Source organism: Ruegeria sp. CF8 (assembly GCF_056537285.1).
In genome coordinates, this window is sequence record NZ_JBQFRG010000003.1 from 481,426 (window position 1) to 501,376 (window position 19,951).

The following is a 19,951-nucleotide window of genomic DNA, read 5'->3' on the forward strand; positions in this document are numbered from 1 at the left end:
GGATCACATCCCCGCCTGCGAGGGCCAGATCGGCAGTTCAAGCCACCAGTTCCACCATTCGGGCCAGCCCTTCGTCCATACGGGCCCCGAGATGATGATGCACACGGCAGAGAAGAAGACTGCGTTGATGGCCAACAAAAATCCGAGACGGTGAATGCCCAGCGTCCCGATCGAGTACCCGATAAAATCGCGGAAGAATGTGTCTTCATGATCGGGCGTTTTCATCTCTTCCCCTTTTTCCGGGTTGGCCGCGGAAAGGATCAGCGCACCGTGTAGGGCAAGGGCAAAAGTGGTGGTGAAGAACAGAGTCACGGCCAGCATATGAGCCGGGTTGTAGTGGAAATGAAGATAGGCGTAGCCGGTATTTGACACCCAATCGAGGTGGCTGAAGATGCCATATGGAAACCCATGCCCCCACGCGCCCATCAGCAGCGGGCGGAACACAACCAGCGTGACATAAGCCAGAATGGCAAAACTGAAGGCGAAGGGCACATGATACCCCATCCCCAGCTTACGGCAGATTTCAACCTCGCGCAGCGCCCAACTGACAAAGGCGCCCACTGCACAGAAAGTTATGATCTGCCACAGCCCGCCTTCCATTAACGGGGCCATCCCCAGACCATAGCTGAGGTCTGGCGGGGCAATGTTGATAAGCCAGGGGTTGAACGTGCCTTGCATCGCCGCACCCCAAAAGATCAGGATCGTGCCAAGCGCGGCGAAGAACACCGTCGTGACGCCAAAGAAGCCAACATAGAAAGGACCGAACCAGAAATCGAACAGGTCGCCACCGATCAGCGTCCCTCCCCGGACTCGGTACTTCTTTTCAAAGCTCAGCATCGCCATAGTCTTGCTCCGACGTTTTCGGTCCGTGCCGGGTGCCAGTGTCCCGGTCTGCGCCGCGGGCGAGTCATGCCGCCCGCGGCAGTCTCTTAGTCCATCACGCGATGCCGCCGAACGGGTTTAGAACCCGGCGGTTGATGCCGCGTTCTCAAACCAGTTGAGACCGCTGCTAAGCACAACGAGGTGGATCATGACGGCGAGCAGGAAGAGGAATACGCCTTGCGCTACAAAGACGCGACGCGGATCGAAGATCAGCCAAATCTTGTAAAATTTTGCCATTGTCGATCCCTCCTCAGAACCACGGAGCCCAGATGTAGGTTGCGATATGTGCAACCAGCGCAACGATCGCGAACAGCCATAGGCCGCTCATGTAGACCGAATGCAGCTCCTGAGCTTGCTCGTCGGTAAGACCTGTGAAGGACAGGTCGTCATTATCAGCCATAAAGAACCTCCGGATCATTATGCTGACGCCGCTTACCCAGCGGCTGGGCCCCGTCCCGCGTGGTGCGGGCCGGATCTCGGGTCGCCGTCATCTGGAAAAGATGATTGGCGTGATCCTGTCGGCCTCGGACCAGGCCCGCGCCAAAGGTCCACGCAGGTTCAGCGTGCGGCGGCGCAGGGACAGCCTGATCCATTCGATCATCGCGAAGGGGATCGAAATCAGGAACAGGATCGCGAAGTAGAAAATGAACTCGGGCGGGCGCTGTGTCCGCTTTTTGTCCGTGTCACTGTGTGAATTCAGGGTTGCTGCTGGCACAGGTCTCCTCCTTCGGTTGGATCAGTTTTGGAACGCGCGGGGTCCAACGCCTGAACGGTGCTGGCAAAGACGCGCGCGTCCCCGTTGGATAGGGCCGCCTTCTCTGCGGCGTCGCGCAGGGATTTCGCGGCGGAAATGCGGGTGAGAACGGGGTGAGTTTCCAGAATGCGTTCCAGCGCTGCGCTGGCATCCTCGTCCCACGGCAATTCGGTGCGTTGCGTGGCAGGCGTGGCCGGGCCTGCGTCCATCTCGGTGCCAAGCGGCAGGATGTGGAACAGGGCGTCGAACAGCCCGTTGCAGACTTCTTGCAGCACATAGGTCGCGCCCGCGTAACCCATGAAGGGCGTGCCGGTTGCCCGACGGATCGCGGCACCCGGAAAACTGGCTGGAATAAAGGCCGGGGATGGCCCGAACCCGCCCTTTTGTTCCGCGAGGTAGATCTTTTCGTTGATGCTGCCGAACACGACCAGAGGCTTCTTCTGCGCCACCAGCGTCCGCACCTGATCATTGTCGGTCTTGGTCCCGGCGCAGCGCGCGACCGAGAAACCGCAAGGCAGGCCCAGATCCTCTTCCAAGAACAGCCTCAGGCCGCGCGCGTAAGTTTCATTGGCGACAACTCCGAACGAAGCCGTGGCAAAGAAATCCTGCGTGACCGAACGCCACAGATCCCAGACCGGTTTGATGGTGGAATGCTTTTCGCGCGTTATGAACGGTTCAGGATCCAATCCCGTAAGCTCACCCAATTTGCGCAGGAATTTGGTGGTCGAGTCGACGCCGATCGGGGCTTGCAGATAGGGTTTGCCCAACAGCTCGGCCAGGCCCCGACCGAATTCGCGGTACATGACGATATTTACGTCGGCATTCACCAGATTGCGCATCTCGGCCAGATGCGCGCCCAAAGGCATGACCATATTGACATCGGCCCCGATGCCTTCGACCAAACGCCGGATCTCGGCCAGATCGCTGGGCATATTAAACGTGCCGTACATGGGCCCAAGAATGTTGACGCGCGGCTTTGCGCCCTCGTCCCGTTTCTTCTCGGGCGGCATACGGCCCTTGGTCATTGCGAATTCTGTGAAAATCCACGTCATCGCACGGTCAGCGGCTTCCCACTGATCCTCATCAATGGTGCGCGGCAGGAAGCGTTGGATGTTAGTGCCCTGAGGCGTCACGCCTCCGCCGATCATCTCGGCAATCGACCCGGTTACAACCACCGCAGGCAGTGCCGGATCAAGCGTTCCCCAAGCGCGTTTCATCGCCTCTTCGGTCCCGTCGCGGCCCAGTTCCTCTTCGCCCAAACCAGTCACAACGATGGGCAATTCATGCGGCGGCAGAGCGTCGGTGTAGTGCAGGACAGACGTAACAGGCAGGTTTTCACAGCCAACCGGCCCATCGATTACCACTTGCAGGCCCTTCACGGCGCAGAAAGCGTAAACAGCCCCCCAATAGCCCCCGGCGCGGTCATGATCTTGGATGAGCATCAGATCATCTCCTGCGCTTTGGCGGCCTTGGCCTGCCGTTCCAGTTTTTTCTGATTGATGGCGCGGAAATCGGGGCGCAGATTCGGATCGCCTTCCCAGATCCCGGCGGTATCCTCAGTGCCGACCTCTTCGAAGAAGTCGCGCATGCGGTCCATCCTGTCCTTATTGGCGATCGCCGCGTTGATCACCTGCGCCAATGATCCAGCGCCCGCAGGTCCCATCAGTGGACGGGCAGATATCAGGTTGGTGAAATAAAGCGCCGGGATGCCCAATTGCTTGGCCTTTTGCACCACCGGAGTTGTGCCGATGGCCAGATCGGGTTTGACCCCTTCCATCGCCGCGCAATCCTGCTCCAACGAGGCGCGGAACTGCACCTTAGCACCATGCGCTTCCAGCCAGTCAGCGTCTTGCGCGGACCATTGGCTTTTGGCGCAGGCGGTACCGATATATGGCACGCTCGCGCCGCTTTCGATCAGCAAACGCGCCACCAGCAATTCGCTGCCCTCATAGCCAGAGACAGTCACTGTTCCAGAAATCGGGGCAGCGGCCAATGCGCCCTTGATTGCGGGAAGGAACGCATTCTGCGCCGTGCCTACCGTCTCCGCAGGAAGACCGAACGCGTCACCGATGGACGACAACCAAGCAGCCGTGCCCTCCACCCCGACTGGTCCACTTCCCAATACAGGACGGCCTGCGGCCTCAAATTCCCGAATGGCCGAGGTGTAGAACGGATGGATCGCGGCCACAGCACCGCAATCCAGCGCAGCGTAGAGCTCGCGCCATTCGCGGCAGGGAACAACTGGCCCAGCTGCCAGACCCAGCGGCGCCAACATCTGTCCAACCATCACCGGATCGGCGGGGAACATCTCGCCCAACAAACTGACAGTAGGCCGGTCCTGCCGCGCACCGTCCGGGGCGGAGACCGGCCCTGCCTCGGCCTCAGAGCGGGCATAGGCCAGCATGGCACCGGCCAAAACATCCTTGGCCTCGGCATGGGTTGGAATGCCGAACCCCGGCACATCAATCCCGACGATCCGCACCCCATTGATTTCATTTGGCAAAAGCCGCAGCGGCACGCCGCTGGCGGTTGGCACGCAGAGGTTGGTGACAACAACTGCATCGTACTTCTCAGGGTCCGCGAGATCGTAAACAGCCGCGCGGATGTCTTCGAACAGCTTGCCAGTGACCAGCGTTTCCGAGTTGAACGGCACATAGCCCACCGACCGCCGGGCGCCGTAGAAATGGCTGACAAAGGTCAGACCATAGACACAGCAGGCCGAGCCGCTCAGCACTGTAGCCACCCGTTTCATCCGCAACCCGACACGCAGCGAGCCAAAAGCGGGACACATGCTTTGCGGCTTGTCATGGGGGCCCTGCGGGTAATCGCGCGCATATTGGTCCAGCAACTCGGACTGGCCTGCGATGCGCGCGGCGTCTTCCATCTCGGACCCAGAATGACAGCCCAAGGCAGGCGGCTCACCGACGGTTTCCACGCGAGGTTCGCCCTTGATCACCTGCGCCTCGGCGGACGCGTCATATGTGACTTCTTTGTTCATGCGTCGTCGTAGATCACTTCCAGAGACTTCTTAGGCGCTGCGTTCTTTCCGCGCATGTCTTCGTCGGTGGCTGGAACCAACTCGATGCCCGCCCCGGTTTCCTTACCGTCGAACAGCGCCAGCAGACCGTCCTGATCCAAAGGCGCAGGCCGGACCGGCGGCGCGTCGGCCACGTTCACACCGAGGGCGGCGAAAAGAGGGCCCCACTGGCCGGATTCCGTGCCAACAATCTGATAGTTCGCTGATTTCTTACGCAGATCATCATCCTGTGGGATCGACGCGAGAACCGGGATATTTACCGCCTCGGCAAAAGCTTGCGCCTCGCCCGTTCCGTCATCCTTGTTCACGACCAGGCCGGCGACGCCAACGTTACCGCCGAGCTTGCGGAAGTACTCCACCGCCGAGCAGACATTGTTCGCCACATACAGCGATTGCAGGTCGTTCGAGCCAACCAGAATGACCTTCTGTGCCATGTCTCGCGCAATCGGCAAGCCAAAGCCGCCGCAAACCACGTCGCCCAGGAAATCCAGCAGAACGAAGTCAAAATCCCAATCGTGGAAGCCCAGCTTCTCGAGCAGTTCGAACCCATGGATAATACCGCGACCACCGCAGCCGCGCCCGACCTCGGGGCCGCCCAGCTCCATCGCGTAAACACCGCCACGCTTGAAGCAAACATCGCCGATCTTCACCTCTTCACCCGCCAGTTTCTTTTGAGTCGAGGTCTCGATGATCGTCGGGCATGCCTTGCCGCCAAATAGCAGCGAGGTGGTGTCGGATTTTGGGTCGCAGCCGATCAGCAGCACGCGTTTGCCTTGCTCGGCCATCATGTGGCTGAGATTGGCCAGCGTGAAGCTTTTGCCGATCCCGCCTTTGCCATAGATCGCAATGATCTGGGTTTTCTTGACCGCCTCGGTCGGCAACACGTCGGCCAAATCCTCATGGGCCTCGGCCTTGAGCCGGGCGTCGAACTCTTTCAGGTTGGGGGCGTCGTCTTTCATGTGATCTCCCAATCAAGAACAAGTTTCAGGCAGTCGGGATCTTCAAAGGCTGTGGCATAGGCCGTTGCGGCATCCGACGCGGGCGCGATATGGCTGATCAGATTGTCCAGCGACAAAGCCCCGCTTTCGACCAGCGAGCGGGTGGCGCGCATATCCTCGGGCGTCCATTCCGCCGCGATGCGCATCCGGGCTTCTTTCATGAAGGCGGGCGGGAAAGCAAAGCTGAGCGGTTGGGTGTAGAACCCGGCCAGCACGATCTCGCCCGTGCGTCTCAGGCGCGAGACCAGAGAGTTCAGGATCGCGCTGTCGCCCGAGGCATCGTAGATACAGCCATAGTCGCGGCGCGGGTCTTCCTCGGGGGCGATAACCTGATAGCCTTCGGCCCCATCGCGTCGGGCGGGGTTGGTCTCCCACACCAGCGGCGCTGGTGCTCCGGCAGCGATGGTGAGGCGCGCGAGCAGGCGGCCAACCACACCGTGGCCGACGATCAGTTCAGGGACCTGATGGCCCAAACCGGCCATCGAATGACGCGCTGTGGCGGCCAGCGCCAGCAGTGTCATCTCACGTTGACAGCCCGAGTCGAGTGGCGTGACACGATCCGCATCCGTCACGATCAGGCGCGAGGAACCTCCGAACAACCCATGCGCATCCTCGTAACAGGTGGCTCCGGGTACAAACACCGCATCGCCCACACCGTACCGCGTATCGGACCCGGCCTCGACCACTTCGCCCACGGCCTCATAGCCGGGAACCAGTGGGTAACCCATGCCGGGAAAGGGCGGCATCTCCCCGGACCAAAACAGTTTTTCTGTTCCAGTCGAGACCCCGGAATGACGGATTTCAACCACCAGATCCGATGCGGATGGCGGGGATAATGTCACAGACTCAACAGACAGATGCCCGGGTCCATGCAGTACTACGGCTGAAGATCTCACGGTCTTCCCTCCCCTCGCCGACTTGGGACACCCGATGGGTGAGTCCCTGGCGAGCTATTATGTCAGTTTAACTTTACGTATGTATCTGTCAATTAAAACTGACACTTTGAGAGATTTCCCGCTACTGCGGCTTCACAGCTGTGATAACCCCTGTGATGTAACTTCGAAGCGGCTTTGGATGACTGACATCCACAAACCCTGCCTCAGCCAGCAATTCAGTTATATGTGCTGCCGAACGGGTTTTCCCGGTGCCCATCGCAAGAGTGTATATTGCAAAATAGACATCTGTGATCCGGTCCGGCCTTTCTCCACCGGACATCGGTTCAGAAATGACCAGACGTCCACCGGGCGGCAGTGCCTCGAACACCTTATTCAAAAGATCACGAACCGTCGCATCGTCGTGGTCATAAAGCACTCGGATCAGGCTGATTGCATCCGCTCCGGTTGGTAATGGGTCCGATCTAAAGCTGCCTGCAATGCAGTTGATGCGATCCGTCAGCGCGACGGACGCAAGATAAGCATTTGCGGCTGTGCGTGTTTCCGGCAGATCAAACAGTGTAAACTGCATCTGCGAATAGCGCCGCGCGACTTCGGCGAGAAAGGCACCGCTGCCACCTCCGATGTCCATAAGATGGTCTACACCGTGAAGTCGAACTTTGCGCAGGGTATCCTCGGCCACCAACCGCTGGCTGCGCGCCATCAAATGGGAATAGCGGTCTGCCTCTTCCCGGCCAACTTTGGATGCGTCGTGAACATAGGGCCAAAACTCGGCAAGCTCGGTGCTCGTGCTGTCGCGCAGGAATGCGCTTGGATCTTCAAGGTCGCGATACAAAGCGCGGTGATGAAGGATCATATCGGCAAGGCCGGGAACACCACGCAATGCCGCGCCCTTGCGTGCAAGGCCAAACTGACCCTTTCGCTGGCGTAGAAAACCCAAAGCCGCGCCAGCCTGCAAAAAGACCTGCAGACGTTCCGCATTCACCCCGATTTCATGGGCCAGTTGCCGTACCGATTTCGGGCCATCCGCCAAGCGGTCGAAAAGCTCAAACTCAACCAGTGCCATAAGCACCTGGCTTGAAACAAAGCCTTGAATAACCTCGAATATCTCGGCCCCGTCCCGCTTGGCATACCGGCGTGCAATCGGAAGGCGCATCGCAAAGGATTGCACATCACTCCGTCCCAAAAGACGTTCAAGCTTAGTGCTGATCGAAAAAGGGCGCGCAACAAGAGGCGACCGTTCCATTGTCAGGCCTTCGCAACTGCCGGCGTAACTGGTGTCAACGCTTCTGCCTGTTTGCGCACCAGTTGGGCCAAGATGGCTTCTCCCGGACAGGACGGAATCGAGGCGATTGCGCCGCTTAAGATATCATTCAACCGCTGTATTGCGCCCTTGATGCCAAACTGCTCGACCGCACTTGGACGACCGTGAAGATCATCCTGCCCGGCAGGCTTGCCAAGTGTCTTTTCATCGTAAAGCGCATCCCGAAGATCATCTGCGACCTGATAGGCTTCGCCAATCCGTGCACCCAATTCATACCAAGGTTCAGCATCGTGCCCGGCGGCAACGGCTCCCATTTGAGTCGCTGCAACAAACAACGCACCGGTCTTGGATCGGTGATAGGCGCTCAGATCAATGCTCTGTTCGCTCTCCCACCCTTGCCCAGCGCAGATGCCATTCGGCATACCCGTCTGCTGCGCTAACAAGGACAGCAGCCCCAGTGCGCGTTGCGGTTCATGCGTGGCGGCGCGTGTCAGAATGTCAAAGGCCAAGATGATCAAGCTGTCACCGGTCAAAACCGCCAAAGGTTCTGAAAACGCACGGTGAACAGATGGCTTGCCGCGCCGGATGTCCGCGTTGTCGAAACAGGGCAAATCATCGTGAACAAGACTTGCACAATGGATAATCTCGAGCGCAGCCGCGGCAGCATCTGCTACGGCGGGTCTATCGTCACCACAGGCCAGCGCGACGGACATCAAGATCGTCGGACGCACCCGCGCGCCGCCAGGAAAGCAAGCATAGTCCAAGGCCCTTGCAAGCTGATCCGGTGCTGGGGCAACCCTTGCGCGAGCAATGTTCTGCTGTATGGCACTATCGATCCTTGTCTTCAGTTCCATGCGCATCCCTTTGCTCTGACAACCCAGTGTGAAAGTTTAAATTGACACAATAGTGTAAATTACACTGGACAGTTATCCGTTCGGAGTCAACAATTCCTTATGAGCGCGAAACAAACGCATATGCGCCACGCGGTGGTCATCGGCGCGGGCATTGGCGGCCTGTGCAGCGCCGCGCGGATGTGCGCGTCCGGGTTCAGTGTGACTGTTCTCGAACGACAGGCCGATCCGGGCGGAAAGGTCAGGACTCTCCCCTCTGAAAGTGGTGCTGTTGATGCGGGCCCAACTGTTTTGACCCTCAGGCATATATTCGACGACGTCTTCGCCAATTTGGATGAGCGGCTGGACGATCACATTGAGCTCCACAAGCTGCCCATTATCGCTCGGCATTTCTGGCCCGATGGAACTAAGCTTGATCTGCACGACCGACTGGATGCAAACCGCAAAGCGATCAAAGAATTTGCCGGACCTGGGGCAGAGGCGGATTTCATGCGGTTCCACGCTGAAACTATGGCCCTCTTTGCCACCCTGAACCCGACGATGATGGAGACACCGCACCCCTCGTCAGTGGAACTGGCGGCGACGTTTATTCGGCACCCCGCTTTGCTTAGGGCAATGGCGCCAATGCGAAGCCTTCGCGGGAAGCTGGCGCACAGGTTCAGCGACCCGCGTCTGGCGCAATTGTTCAACCGATATGCAACTTACGTTGGCGGCTTGCCGCACCAGTCTCCGGCTTTACTCAGCCTCATTTGGCAAGCCGAAGCCGCAGGCGTTTGGTCGGTTCAGGGCGGTATGCAATCCCTGCCTAAGGCGCTGGAGGCGTTGTGCAAGAGGCACGGTGCACGTTTTCAGTATGACACCGAGGTGACTTCGGTGTCTTGCGAAGACGGCCACGTTAAAGGTGTCGAATACAACGGGGGGGCTACAATCGAGACAGATCTCGTGATCTTTAACGGGGATCCCCGAGCGCTGGCTAAAGGGGCGCTGGGGCCGGATGTGACTGGTGTCGCTCAGCAGACACTGAACACTCCGCGCAGCCTGTCAGCGGTGGTGTGGAGTTTCAATGCAGTCCCGCGTGGTCTGGATCTGGAGCATCACAACGTTTTCTTCACCGATCCGAGCAGTCCGGAGTTTGAAGAATTGCAAGCCGGTCTCTTTCCCCGCCAGCAGTCGATTTATGTTTGCGCGCAAGACCGAGGACTGGGCACGCAAAAGCCCGCCGGTGCGCGCGAGCGGTTCGAGATCATTCTGAACGCCCCGCCTATAGGTCCAGGTCCCGAACCCGAAATGGAGTTCCAGACATGTCAGACACGTACTTTCGACGTACTACGCCGGTTCGGCCTGACCTTCGATCCCCTTCCGGGGCCAGAAACCCTGACGAGGCCTGCGGAGTTCGAGGCTCTGTTCCCCGAGAGCAGCGGATCACTCTACGGGCAGAGCCCGCATGGGCTGACGGCAGCGCTAAAGCGCCCGCGGGCGCGGACATCGATCAAGGGCCTGTATCTGGTGGGCGGCGGCGCACATCCGGGGGCCGGTCTGCCGATGGCTGCGCTCTCCGCCCGGCACGCGGTCGAGACGATCATGCAAGACCAAACTTCGCCCTCAATGTACCGTCCAATGGCTACGCCTGGTGGTATGTCGACGGGATCAGCGACGATCAGAGCCGGGCAATATCGATAATAGCCTTTATCGGTTCGGTTTTTTCGCCTTGGTATCGATGGTCGGGTCGCAAAGACCCGGAAAACCATGTCTGCATCAACGTGGCCACGTATGGACCCGGCGGACGGTTCACAATGACGGACAGGGGGCGTTCGGCCCTACGACTGACGCGCGATAGTATGACCGTTGGCCCCTCGTCGATGCGGTGGGACGGCGACAAGCTGATCATCGACATCAATGAGATGGGGGCTCCACCAATGATCTCGCCTGTTCGGGGACAAGTGGTTCTGGAACCGACAGCCCTGACCGATGTGGAACTGCCGCTGACCGCAGACAACATCCATGTCTGGCGACCGTTCGCCCCGACCGCCCGGATTGACGTCGACTTGACTGCGACAGGATGGCAGTGGACTGGGCATGGGTATTTCGACGCGAATTTCGGCACCCGCGCGCTGGAAGAGGATTTCTCATATTGGACGTGGGGCCGCTTCCCGACCGCCAACGGCAGTACCTGTTTTTATGATGCACAACGGCTGGACGGCTCAACCTTGAGTCAGGCCGTGTCCTTCGATTCAAGTGGCAGATCCAAACCTGCCCCCCTGCCCCCCAAGGCACGGTTGAACCGCAGCCTTTGGGCCGTCCGGCGTGAGACGCGGGCAGACAAAGAGTATCGCCCCCGACAGGTGATGAACATGCTGGATGCACCATTCTACTCGCGTGCTATGGTCCGAACTCAACTGGGCGGAGTGGAAACAACCGGCGTGTATGAAGCGCTGGACCTGCGCAGATTTCGGTCTCCGTTGTTGAAACCCATGTTAGCCTTGCGCGTCCCACGCCGGGCAAGCTGGAGCTTTTAGGTCTCGATCGGCGGAGGGTTATTGGCAGTTTCAGGGTTCAGTTGCAACACCGACCAATTCAGCGCCGCCGCGACACTGACCCAAGCCAGATAGGGAACGAAGAGTACACCCGCCCAAGTATCGACGGACCAAAGCGCAAGCATGGTCGCCGCCACCGCAACCCAAAGCGCAGACAGCACCACCATTCCAGCCCGCAAACGCCGCAAGCCAAAGAAGACCGGCGTCCAAAGCGTGTTGATCGCGATCTGCAACCCCCAAAGTGCCAGCGCGAGGCTTGCATCACCAGCCACCGCAGCACGGGCCCCTGCCCAGCTCATACAAACGTAAAGTGTCGTCCAGGCCACCGGGAATAACCAGTTCGGCGGTGTCCACGATGGCTTTCGCAGGTCACGATACCACTGGCCCGGCGGAAACATACCGCCAGTCGCACCGGCTGCAGCACAAGCTGCAAAGAAGATCAGAAAATACAGAATAAACATTATCTTGCATGCGTCCGTACTGAGGCCATAGTGTGCCGTCGCCGGGCGTTTTCCGACGTCTGCAACTGCGCAAAGGCTGTGTACAACGTATCGCTCCAATCCGTTTGAGCGGGCCGGTTATGCGCCGCAGCGTCCACCAGAAATGCGGTTTCAGGCAAGGGCCGAGCGTATAGGCGAGGTGACCGAGGCGCAACCGCGCTCAACGCAGTACGGCACAGGGACCACATCAGCCAGCCGAGTTTTTGCCCCTGCCCCGTCCGCGCACGCTGCGACACGCTGTCAAAACCGGACTTGCGAATTTGCCCGCCGATACCGGCATAAACAAAACGCGCGGCATAAATTCCCGGGCGACATTGCAATGGCAGTTCAGCAATTCCCGTCTCTGACCGCACATACAGGTCTTGCGCGTGTTTCAATAACCGAGAGACACAGATGCGTATGCCCGGCTCGGCGCGTGGATCTGCCATGAAAGCATTCGCGTCGACGCCTTCCTGCTTAAGCCATTTCAACGGCAGGTAAAGACGGTTTTCACGCGCATCCTCGCCAACATCACGGGCGATGTTGGTTAATTGCATGGCGACACCGAGATCACAGGCCCGCGCCAGGGCGTCGGCGTTGCGCTCGCCCATAAGCACAGACATCATCACACCCACGGCACTCGCGACCCTTGCAGAATACGCGATCAGATCTGAGATATCATCGTAACGCCGCTCCATCGCGTCCCAAGCAAGACCTTCCAGCAAGGCTTCGGGCAAAGCGCGGGGCATCTCATACCCCTGCACCAGCGCTGCGAACGCCCGGTCTGGTGCCGCATTACGCGGACGTCCGGCATAGACCAGCTCCAATCGTTCTTTCAGCATCAGAACGGCGGCGGCCTTTTCGGTTTTCAGATCAACCTCGTCATCCGCCAGCCTACAGAACGCATAGAGCGCCAGCGCCGGATCGCGCACTGACTGTGGCAGCAGCTTGGAGGCCGCATGGAAAGACAAGGACCCGTGCCGGATCGCATCCCGGCAGAATTGCATATCCTGGGGCTCGATCATCGCACACCCACCGGATCAGGGACGAGTTTCGCCAACACTTCGGCACTGCTGACCACGCCCGGCAAGCCCGCGCCTGGATGTGTACCTGCACCAACCAGATACAGCCCTTTTGCTTCTTCGCTGATGTTGTGCGGCCGGAACCATGCGCTTTGAAGGATGCGGGGCTCAATTGAAAACCCGCAGCCCAAAGGTGACAAGTAGCGGTCGCGGAACGTGTCCGGCGTGAATACCTCGGACGCTGTCAGGTGCTGGCCCAATCCGGGCAAAAGCTGATCCTCCAGCACCGCTTGCACGCGCTGGCGGTAGGTCTCGGCATGCGTGACCCAATCAACGGAACTGTCATGCCCCAGATGCGGCACGGGGCTGAGGGCATAAAAGGTGTCATCCCCCTCAGGCGCTGCGGTCGGATCGGTCAGCGACGGGCGATGGACATAGAGGCTCATGTCCTCGGCCAGACGCCCCTTTTTGAAGATATCGTTGATCAGCCCGCGATAGCGCGGCCCGTTCAGGATCGTGTGGTGCCCAACATCGGGCCATAGATTGCGGGTGCGTTTGGTTCCAAAATACCAAACGAACAGACCCATGGACCAACGGGTGCGCTTTAGCCGGGCATCGGTCCAGCGTTTGCGCCCGGTTTTACGCAGAAGCTTGGTGTAGGTATGGCCCGGGTCGGCGTTGGAGACGACGATGTCTGCGTTGATCACCTCTCCAGAGGTTAGCTTCACACCTTGCGCCGCGCCACCAGAGATCAGAATCTCATCCACCTCGGCATTCTGACGCACAAGCCCGCCCTGATCGCGAACGACATTGCGCATGGCTTCGGCAATAGCCGCGACACCGCCAATGGCGTAATGCACGCCAAACGCCTTTTCCAGATGGCTGACCAGAATATACATCGAGGTCACCTGCGTTGGGTCTCCGCCAATGAACAAAGGATGAAAGCTGAACGCCATCCTCAGGCGCGGGTCCTTGAACCGTCGCGCTGCGTGGGCATAGACCGAGCGATCCGCGCGCATCCGGGCGAAGGTCGGCAGGACCTTGATCAGGTCCCAAAGACGGTTCATCGGACGACGTCCGAGATCTTCGAAGCCAAATAGATAGCGCGCTTCGCTGTCCTTCAGGAACTTGCGCAAGCCCTTCACGTCGCCGGGCGACAGGCGTGCGACTTCGGTCTCCATTTCATCAGCGCCCTGCCGCGCTGCAAACTTCGAGCCATCCGGCCAGCGGATTTCGTAGAACGGGTCCAGCGAGACCAGCTTCACGTCCTCGTCAAAGTCGCGCTCGCAATCGGCCCAAAGGTCGCGAAACACCTCGGGCACAGTTACAATCGTAGGACCCAGATCAAACCGATGTCCCTCGCGCCAGATAGCCGAACCGCGTCCACCGGGCATATCCAGCCGGTCCAGAACGCTGACACGGTAGCCTTTCGCCCCCAGCCGCATCGCAGCGGCCAAACCACCCAGTCCCGCACCGATCACCACGGCATGAGACCGGTCATCCCCAACAGGGATCGCGTCTTGGGTCAGTTGCGCGTCAAGGCGAGTCATACGTTAGCGGCCCAATCTGTTCACTTAAATTGACACACTCCATCAAAAGTCTTCCGGTTTTGACGTTAATATGTCAATCTAAATTGACACTATGGAGGTTCGATCATTCAAGTCGCAACCCTGAGCCTGTTTCGTTTCGACGGCGTTTTCAGCCGTCTCGGTGCCTTTGCTATGATGGGCTTGGCACGCTGGCCGTTGTCGCGACTCAACGGGCTGGAATTCTGGAAACTCTGCGGCTCTGGCACCGGCGAAGGGTTTACGCCGCGCCCCAATACCGCCGTTTGGGCTGTCTTATGTGTCTGGTCAGATGAAAAAACGGCGCAGAGCCTCCTGAAATCCGCCAGCCCGTTCAGATGGTATCGAAACCATGCTTGCGAACATTGGACTGTGTTCCTACGCCCGATCTCATCCCGCGGCGCTTGGTCGGGGCAGAACCCGTTCCATATCGACAGTCCGACGCCCACTGGGTCGCTTACGGCAGCACTCACCCGCGCGACGCTGAAGCCGAAGATCCTGATGCGGTTCTGGCGCAGGGTACCGGATATCAGTCAGATGATCGGCTCGAACTCGGATGTGCTGATGAAGGTCGGGTTGGGAGAGGTACCGTTCCTTAATCAAATTACGTTCTCGATCTGGCCAGATACCGGATCGATGGCCGCCTTCGCCCGTCACCCCGGCCCGCATTCCGAGGCCGTGAAAGCGGTGCGTGAAGGCAATTGGTTCCGCGAAGAGCTTTACGCAAGGTTCGACGTCATAAACGAAGCCGGCCACTGGGAAGGGAAGCACCCGGTGGTTTTGAAGGAGGGTCAGGACAACACATGACGCACGCGTTTCCATTCTCCGCAATTGTAGGTCAGGATCAGATGAAGCTCGCCATGATCCTGACAGCGATTGATCCGAAACTTGGTGGGGTCCTTGTCTTTGGCGACAGGGGCACCGGCAAATCCACCGCCGTCCGCGCGTTGGCCGCTTTGCTGCCACCGATCTCGGCGGTTGAGGGCTGCCCGGTGCAATCCGCAACACAGTCCGCTTGCCCGGATTGGGCCGAGGTGGCTGAAGATGCGCAGGTTCTCGACTACCCCACCCCTGTCGTCGATTTGCCTTTGGGCGCGACCGAAGATCGGGTGACCGGCGCTTTGGACATCGAGCGCGCCTTGGTGAATGGCGAGAAGGCCTTTCAACCTGGGCTGCTGGCACAAGCGAACCGGGGATACCTTTACATTGATGAGGTCAACCTGCTGGAAGATCACCTCGTCGATCTACTCTTGGATGTGGCCCAAACCGGAGAAAATGTGGTCGAGCGCGAGGGGCTTTCGATCCGTCATCCGGCTCGGTTCGTGTTGGTCGGGTCTGGCAACCCCGAAGAAGGCGAACTGCGTCCGCAATTGCTGGACCGGTTTGGCCTGTCGGTCGAAGTACGGTCACCTGATGATATCGATCAAAGGGTCGAAGTGGTACAACGCAGGGATGCGTTTGAGTTGCAACCCGACAAGTTCCTGAAGAAATGGCACCGCGAGGACACCCGTGTACGCAAAGCCATACTAACTGCGCGTGAAACCCTGCCAGACATCAAAATCCGCAAGCGCGAACTACGCGACTGCGCGGAACTGTGCATTGCGCTCGGCTCGGACGGGTTGCGTGGAGAACTGACCCTTGTTCGCGCCTGCCGTGCATTGGCGGCTTACGAAGGCGCGGCCTCGGTCACGCGTCGGCACATCCGTCGTATTGCGCCGATCGCGCTGGCCCACCGCCTGCGCCGCGACCCGATGGACGAGGCCGGATCTGTTGCCCGCGTCCGCCGAGCATTGGATGAGGTCTTGGGATGACACCCTCGCCCGATCCATGGGCGCATGTGTGGCGCAGCCTGCGCCTGTTCGCCGTCGACCCGGTTGGATTGGGCGGCATTGGGTTGCGTGCCCGCGCTGGACCCGCCCGCGATGTTTGTGTGGCGACACTGCCTGATCTGGGCTTACCACACCAGCGGCTGCATCCTTCTCTGACGGATGCCGAGCTATTTGCCTCGATGGATTTCGTGGCAACCCTTGCAAAAGGACAGCAAATCTATCGCCAAGGTCTTTTGCACCGACCAGCGGCTTATCACCTGTGCATGGCGGAACGCTGTCATTATCAACTGGCCGCCAAACTGGCGCGCAGGTTGGATGAAGGTCATTCCTGCCTGATTGCCTTCGATGAAGGCGCCGAGCCTGAGGAAACACTGGCCCCAGCCTTGGCCGACCGCCTTGCCTTGCGCATTGATCTGACTGATTTGCGCGCGTGCGATCCGCCTGCCATAGACACCGAAGATTTGAATTACGCGCGTGCTCTACTACCAGCCGTTCAGACAAAGGCAACGGATATTTCCACCCTTGTGCATCTTTCTGCACGGCTGGGCATCCCCAGCCTGCGCGCGCCATCTTTTGCATTGAAAGCCGCTCGATGTAATGCAGCGCTGAGTGGGCGAATGCTTGTGGAAACCGAAGACCTCGAAATCGCAGCCACGTTGGTTCTGGCGCATCGTGCGACCTGCCTGCCTGCCCCAGAACCCGAGGCCGAAGCGCTCACCCCCGAACAGCCAGCGCCCTCCTCGCCATCAAATAGTAACCCCGATCAGGACGTGCTGGTTGAAGCCGTGCGGATAGCCTTACCCGAAGGGCTTCTGCCACACGCATGCTCCCGCCGCGCCGGAGCCACAGGAACTGGCGCCGGAGACGCGCGCATTGCTAAACAACGCGGACGGCCCATCGCGTCGCGTCGCCGCAGGCCGGACGGACGCAGCCGGGTTGATCTGATCGCCACGCTGCGCATGGCCGCGCCCTGGCAGAAACTGCGGCGCGCCGCCGAGGGCCATGTCAGCGTGCTACCCAGCGATATCTGCCTGAAACGGTTTGAGACCCAGACCGAACGGTTGCTGATCTTCCTTGTCGATGCCTCAGGATCAGCCGCACGTGCCCGCTTGAACGAAGCCAAGGGCGCGGTCGAACACCTGCTGGCCCGCGCCTATTCCCATCGAGATCAAGTGGCCCTGATCGGGTTCCGCAATGACTCGGCTGATGTCCTTCTGCCCCCGAATCGGTCTTTGGTCTTGGCAAAGAGACGACTGGCCGCCCTGCCAGGAGGTGGCGCGACGCCATTGGCCGACGGGCTGCAATGCGCAGGGATAATGGCGGGTAGCGCTCATAAGCGGGGCATGACCCCAACCGTGATCCTGCTAACAGATGGCCGTGCGAACGTGGCGCTGGATGGCCAGAGAAACCGACAAAAGGCCACCGAAGATGCAGAACACACCGCCGATTGGCTGCGCGCCTCTAAAATCCGCAGCGTTGTTCTGGATACCGCCATCCGCCCCCAGAAGGCGCTTCAAAGTCTCGCACATCGAATGGGCGCCGACCATGTCGCCCTGCCCCGCGCGACCACTGCGGGGCTGACGCAGGCGATTGAAACCGCAGTTCACACCTGAGCGATGGACTGGCAGCGCGACTTACCAACCTGGCCGCACAATGCATGGTCTCGACGCGTAGTCTGCGCACCACATCGCTGGCATGTACAAGAACATGGCAAAGGACCAACGTTGCTTTTCCTGCATGGTGCGGGCGCTTCAACTCATAGCTGGAACGCAATGATGACAGAGCTTTCGCGGGATCATCATGTCGTTGCAATCGATCTGCCCGGACATGGTTTCACGACTCTGGGTGCCTCGAACCGCAGCGGATTGACCCAGATGACCGAAGATGTCGCCGCTCTTTGCAAACAGGAAGGGTGGCAGCCGCAGAAGGTTATTGCCCATTCCGCCGGGGCCGCAATCGCTCTGCAACTCTGTGAACATCACCTGACGCTGGACACTCGGCCTCAATCCGTTTTGGCGATAAACCCGGCCTTCACTGACTTTGACGGTTTAGCGGGAGTGCTCTTCCCGCTCATAGCCAAGTCTTTGGCCGTGAACCCGCTGACACCGTGGCTCTTCACACTTGGTCCTGACGCCATGTCTCGTGCAAAACGGTTGATCGCTTCAACCGGGTCAACGATCCCTGCCGAGCAACTGTCGCTGTATGCAAGGCTGTTGAAGGACCGCAAACATGTTCAGGGGGCTTTGTTCATGATGGCGCAATGGTCGTTGAGGGGCTTCAAAACAACCCTTTCCCAATCGCAGACCCCGATGGAAATCGTCGTTGGCCTGAATGATCAGGCAGTGCCGCCGGACCGTACTGCTGAGGTGCAAAAATCGCTTCCAAACTCGACGCTGACCGAACTGCCCAATCTTGGGCATCTTGCGCATGAAGAAGCGCCAGAGCTGTTCGTTTCGCTTGTCCGCTCAGCGATTGAAGACTCCCGTCAATCGGACCCAAGACCGTAACGGTCCAACTTGCTGTAGAGACCTTGCCTGCTGAGGCCCAACACCTTGGCCGTCGCGGCTCGGTTATTGCCAGTCAGTTTCAGCGCAGCAAGTATCAGGTTTTTCTCCAGACCCGACGTTTCTTCCTGAACCAATTCGCGTAGCGGAGCCTTTCCGATCCGACTGAGCATCGCCTCAATCGACGCGTCAGCGACGAAATTTGCGCTATCGTTGGTCAACCGGGTTGAAAGGTTCCGAAAAACGAACCCGATCCTGCGAGGATCAGAGTCAGGGATTACAGTCCCGGAAAGCTCGACTTCAAGGGTTTGACCGTTGGGCCGTCTAACGCTGGCAGGTAGGGAGCGAATGCGGGGGTTATCCCTTAGAATTTTCAGGACGGAAGCGAAATCCAAGTCCGCAGGATCAAAGAACTCACCTAAACCCCACTCGGAAGTCGACGGGGCGAGATGGACCAGTTCCTCAAACGCCGTGTTGTGCCAAATGACTTTACCCGCATCGTCAGTGACGACAATGGCTTCAACTGCCGCTCGAACCCATTCGACGAGAACGTCTTCGGTCACCATCTGCCCACCCTCAGACCCTGCCGGGCGCAACCGCACAACGGCCGTTTCGGTACCGCCGAAACTCGGCGAAACGTCCACAATAAGCGGCTGCCCGTTTGAAAAGCGCGCTTGCATCGATGCCGGAGCCTGCGTACGCGCGACGGCATCAAGGAGCACTTTCAGCTCTTTGTGATCCGATTTTCGAAACAGGGAAACAACTGGCCGGTTCGATAGCGATTCCAGTTCTTCCCCCAGAGTTTTGGCAACCGCCGGATTGGCGTCAATAATCTGCCCGGAGGCCACGTTCACAATCAAAAACGGCTCTGACCCAATGCTGAACAGGGTTCTGTATTCAGCCTCGATCCGTTTCTGAGCATCGAGCTTTTCTCCCATCATCCGATGCAATTCGACGACACGGTTTTGCAATTCCGAAAACGCGCTGATGTCCCTACCCAATACGATACCCGGGTGCGCCTCTTCCATAGGCGCGATCGAGTAGGCGATCGTTTTCGTACGGTCGTCGCCCGTCTCGTGCTGAACCACACATTCCCGCCGGAGTTGGTCATTTGCAGCGTCTGACAGGAACTCCCGGAACTGGGCACAAGCGTCGCCGGGTAGAGCATCACTGATGTATTGTCCTCCCCAACTGGAGGCCCCAAGGCTGTCGAGCAACTTTGAATCTCCGATGATATCGTTGATCAGGCCATCCTCACTAACGAAAAGAAGGACATCCGCCGCGTGTGTCAGCAAAGACTTCAGTGTCCCAGCATCAAGTTCGGAAAATTGGGTCAACA

20 protein-coding genes are annotated in these 19,951 nt (G+C 59.1%); 6 read left to right on the top strand and 14 right to left on the bottom strand.

Annotated features, from left to right (window positions below; all coding sequences use genetic code 11):
* Positions 1–3: 3 nt before the first annotated feature.
* The 10 genes from pufL to ACR0EV_RS10345 form a co-directional block, all read right to left on the bottom strand.
* Positions 4–843 (bottom strand): photosynthetic reaction center subunit L, encoded by an 840-nt coding sequence (pufL, locus tag ACR0EV_RS10300; protein ID WP_171668534.1) that lies wholly within the window; start codon positions 841–843, stop codon positions 4–6.
* A 117-nt stretch (positions 844–960) separates the two neighbouring features.
* Positions 961–1,119 carry a light-harvesting antenna LH1, alpha subunit gene (gene pufA, locus ACR0EV_RS10305; RefSeq protein WP_152458432.1) on the bottom strand — a complete coding sequence of 53 codons (159 nt, stop codon included), beginning with the start codon at positions 1,117–1,119 and terminating at the stop codon, positions 961–963.
* A gap of 13 nt (positions 1,120–1,132) precedes the next feature.
* The gene (pufB, locus tag ACR0EV_RS10310) at positions 1,133–1,282 is read right to left on the bottom strand and encodes a light-harvesting antenna LH1, beta subunit (RefSeq protein ID WP_152458433.1); all 150 of its coding nucleotides are present in this window, start codon (positions 1,280–1,282) and stop codon (positions 1,133–1,135) included.
* Between the two features lie 87 nt (positions 1,283–1,369).
* Positions 1,370–1,597 (bottom strand): cytochrome PufQ, encoded by a 228-nt coding sequence (gene pufQ, locus ACR0EV_RS10315; protein WP_371808689.1) that lies wholly within the window; start codon positions 1,595–1,597, stop codon positions 1,370–1,372.
* Positions 1,579–3,078: a chlorophyllide a reductase subunit Z gene (bchZ, locus tag ACR0EV_RS10320; RefSeq protein WP_480799986.1), complete on the bottom strand. Its 1,500-nt coding sequence runs from the start codon at positions 3,076–3,078 to the stop codon at positions 1,579–1,581. Before bchZ ends, pufQ begins: the two co-directional genes overlap by 19 nt.
* A complete protein-coding gene (gene bchY / locus ACR0EV_RS10325; protein ID WP_480799987.1) occupies positions 3,078–4,634 on the bottom strand; it encodes a chlorophyllide a reductase subunit Y in 1,557 nt (518 codons plus the stop codon). Before bchY ends, bchZ begins: the two co-directional genes overlap by 1 nt.
* A complete protein-coding gene (locus tag ACR0EV_RS10330; RefSeq protein ID WP_171668537.1) occupies positions 4,631–5,632 on the bottom strand; it encodes a chlorophyllide a reductase iron protein subunit X in 1,002 nt (333 codons plus the stop codon). The genes bchY and ACR0EV_RS10330 overlap by 4 nt, the downstream gene beginning before the upstream one ends.
* A complete protein-coding gene (bchC, locus tag ACR0EV_RS10335) occupies positions 5,629–6,567 on the bottom strand; it encodes a chlorophyll synthesis pathway protein BchC (protein ID WP_171668538.1) in 939 nt (312 codons plus the stop codon). The genes ACR0EV_RS10330 and bchC overlap by 4 nt, the downstream gene beginning before the upstream one ends.
* A gap of 121 nt (positions 6,568–6,688) precedes the next feature.
* Complete coding sequence (locus ACR0EV_RS10340; RefSeq protein ID WP_475215343.1) at positions 6,689–7,810, bottom strand: methyltransferase; 1,122 nt, start codon at positions 7,808–7,810, stop codon at positions 6,689–6,691.
* A 2-nt stretch (positions 7,811–7,812) separates the two neighbouring features.
* A complete protein-coding gene (locus tag ACR0EV_RS10345) occupies positions 7,813–8,682 on the bottom strand; it encodes a polyprenyl synthetase family protein (RefSeq protein WP_171668540.1) in 870 nt (289 codons plus the stop codon).
* Positions 8,683–8,781: 99 nt separating this feature from the next.
* Between ACR0EV_RS10345 and crtD the strand changes: the two genes are divergently transcribed.
* Both crtD and crtC read left to right on the top strand, forming a co-directional pair.
* Positions 8,782–10,359, top strand: coding sequence for a 1-hydroxycarotenoid 3,4-desaturase CrtD (crtD, locus tag ACR0EV_RS10350; RefSeq protein ID WP_480799988.1), 1,578 nt, complete (start codon positions 8,782–8,784; stop codon positions 10,357–10,359).
* Entirely contained in the window at positions 10,326–11,195 is an 870-nt protein-coding gene (crtC, locus tag ACR0EV_RS10355; RefSeq protein WP_480800009.1) for a carotenoid 1,2-hydratase, read from the top strand. Before crtD ends, crtC begins: the two co-directional genes overlap by 34 nt.
* Here crtC and tspO read toward each other — a convergent pair.
* From tspO to ACR0EV_RS10370, 3 genes are read right to left on the bottom strand one after another with little or no spacing between them, the layout of a single operon-like run.
* Positions 11,192–11,674 (bottom strand): tryptophan-rich sensory protein TspO, encoded by a 483-nt coding sequence (gene tspO, locus ACR0EV_RS10360; protein WP_480674316.1) that lies wholly within the window; start codon positions 11,672–11,674, stop codon positions 11,192–11,194. The two genes, crtC and tspO, sit on opposite strands and share 4 nt — an antisense overlap.
* Positions 11,674–12,717, bottom strand: coding sequence for a 15-cis-phytoene synthase (gene crtB, locus ACR0EV_RS10365; protein WP_480799989.1), 1,044 nt, complete (start codon positions 12,715–12,717; stop codon positions 11,674–11,676). Before crtB ends, tspO begins: the two co-directional genes overlap by 1 nt.
* Positions 12,714–14,264 (bottom strand): phytoene desaturase, encoded by a 1,551-nt coding sequence (locus ACR0EV_RS10370; protein WP_480799990.1) that lies wholly within the window; start codon positions 14,262–14,264, stop codon positions 12,714–12,716. The genes crtB and ACR0EV_RS10370 overlap by 4 nt, the downstream gene beginning before the upstream one ends.
* Positions 14,265–14,384: 120 nt before the next feature.
* Here ACR0EV_RS10370 and crtA point away from each other — a divergent pair, with 120 nt between their 5' ends.
* From crtA to bchO, 4 genes are read left to right on the top strand one after another with little or no spacing between them, the layout of a single operon-like run.
* Entirely contained in the window at positions 14,385–15,086 is a 702-nt protein-coding gene (gene crtA / locus ACR0EV_RS10375) for a spheroidene monooxygenase (RefSeq protein WP_216602826.1), read from the top strand.
* A complete protein-coding gene (bchI, locus tag ACR0EV_RS10380; protein WP_171668545.1) occupies positions 15,083–16,090 on the top strand; it encodes a magnesium chelatase ATPase subunit I in 1,008 nt (335 codons plus the stop codon). The genes crtA and bchI overlap by 4 nt, the downstream gene beginning before the upstream one ends.
* The gene (locus tag ACR0EV_RS10385) at positions 16,087–17,721 is read left to right on the top strand and encodes a magnesium chelatase subunit D (protein ID WP_480799991.1); all 1,635 of its coding nucleotides are present in this window, start codon (positions 16,087–16,089) and stop codon (positions 17,719–17,721) included. The genes bchI and ACR0EV_RS10385 overlap by 4 nt, the downstream gene beginning before the upstream one ends.
* Before the next feature lie 3 nt (positions 17,722–17,724).
* A complete protein-coding gene (bchO, locus tag ACR0EV_RS10390; protein ID WP_171668547.1) occupies positions 17,725–18,615 on the top strand; it encodes an alpha/beta fold hydrolase BchO in 891 nt (296 codons plus the stop codon).
* On the opposite strand, the gene ACR0EV_RS10395 is transcribed toward bchO, so the two are convergent.
* Positions 18,594–19,949, bottom strand: a complete 1,356-nt coding sequence (locus tag ACR0EV_RS10395) for a PAS domain-containing protein (RefSeq protein WP_480799992.1) — start codon at positions 19,947–19,949, stop codon at positions 18,594–18,596. The two genes, bchO and ACR0EV_RS10395, sit on opposite strands and share 22 nt — an antisense overlap.
* Between the last annotated feature and the right edge of the window lie 2 nt (positions 19,950–19,951).

Excerpts from the sequence above, each read along its gene's own strand:
- pufL (WP_171668534.1), bottom strand. The coding sequence starts at position 843 with ATGGCGATGCTGAGCTTTGAAAAGAAGTACCGAGTCCGGGGAGGGACG.
- pufA (WP_152458432.1), bottom strand. The coding sequence starts at position 1,119 with ATGGCAAAATTTTACAAGATTTGGCTGATCTTCGATCCGCGTCGCGTC.
- pufB (WP_152458433.1), bottom strand. The coding sequence starts at position 1,282 with ATGGCTGATAATGACGACCTGTCCTTCACAGGTCTTACCGACGAGCAA.
- bchZ (WP_480799986.1), bottom strand. The coding sequence starts at position 3,078 with ATGCTCATCCAAGATCATGACCGCGCCGGGGGCTATTGGGGGGCTGTT.
- bchY (WP_480799987.1), bottom strand. The coding sequence starts at position 4,634 with ATGAACAAAGAAGTCACATATGACGCGTCCGCCGAGGCGCAGGTGATC.
- ACR0EV_RS10330 (WP_171668537.1), bottom strand. The coding sequence starts at position 5,632 with ATGAAAGACGACGCCCCCAACCTGAAAGAGTTCGACGCCCGGCTCAAG.
- ACR0EV_RS10340 (WP_475215343.1), bottom strand. The coding sequence starts at position 7,810 with ATGGAACGGTCGCCTCTTGTTGCGCGCCCTTTTTCGATCAGCACTAAG.
- ACR0EV_RS10345 (WP_171668540.1), bottom strand. The coding sequence starts at position 8,682 with ATGGAACTGAAGACAAGGATCGATAGTGCCATACAGCAGAACATTGCT.
- crtD (WP_480799988.1), top strand. The coding sequence starts at position 8,782 with ATGAGCGCGAAACAAACGCATATGCGCCACGCGGTGGTCATCGGCGCG.
- tspO (WP_480674316.1), bottom strand. The coding sequence starts at position 11,674 with ATGTTTATTCTGTATTTTCTGATCTTCTTTGCAGCTTGTGCTGCAGCC.
- crtB (WP_480799989.1), bottom strand. The coding sequence starts at position 12,717 with ATGATCGAGCCCCAGGATATGCAATTCTGCCGGGATGCGATCCGGCAC.
- ACR0EV_RS10370 (WP_480799990.1), bottom strand. The coding sequence starts at position 14,264 with ATGACTCGCCTTGACGCGCAACTGACCCAAGACGCGATCCCTGTTGGG.
- bchI (WP_171668545.1), top strand. The coding sequence starts at position 15,083 with ATGACGCACGCGTTTCCATTCTCCGCAATTGTAGGTCAGGATCAGATG.
- ACR0EV_RS10385 (WP_480799991.1), top strand. The coding sequence starts at position 16,087 with ATGACACCCTCGCCCGATCCATGGGCGCATGTGTGGCGCAGCCTGCGC.
- bchO (WP_171668547.1), top strand. The coding sequence starts at position 17,725 with ATGGACTGGCAGCGCGACTTACCAACCTGGCCGCACAATGCATGGTCT.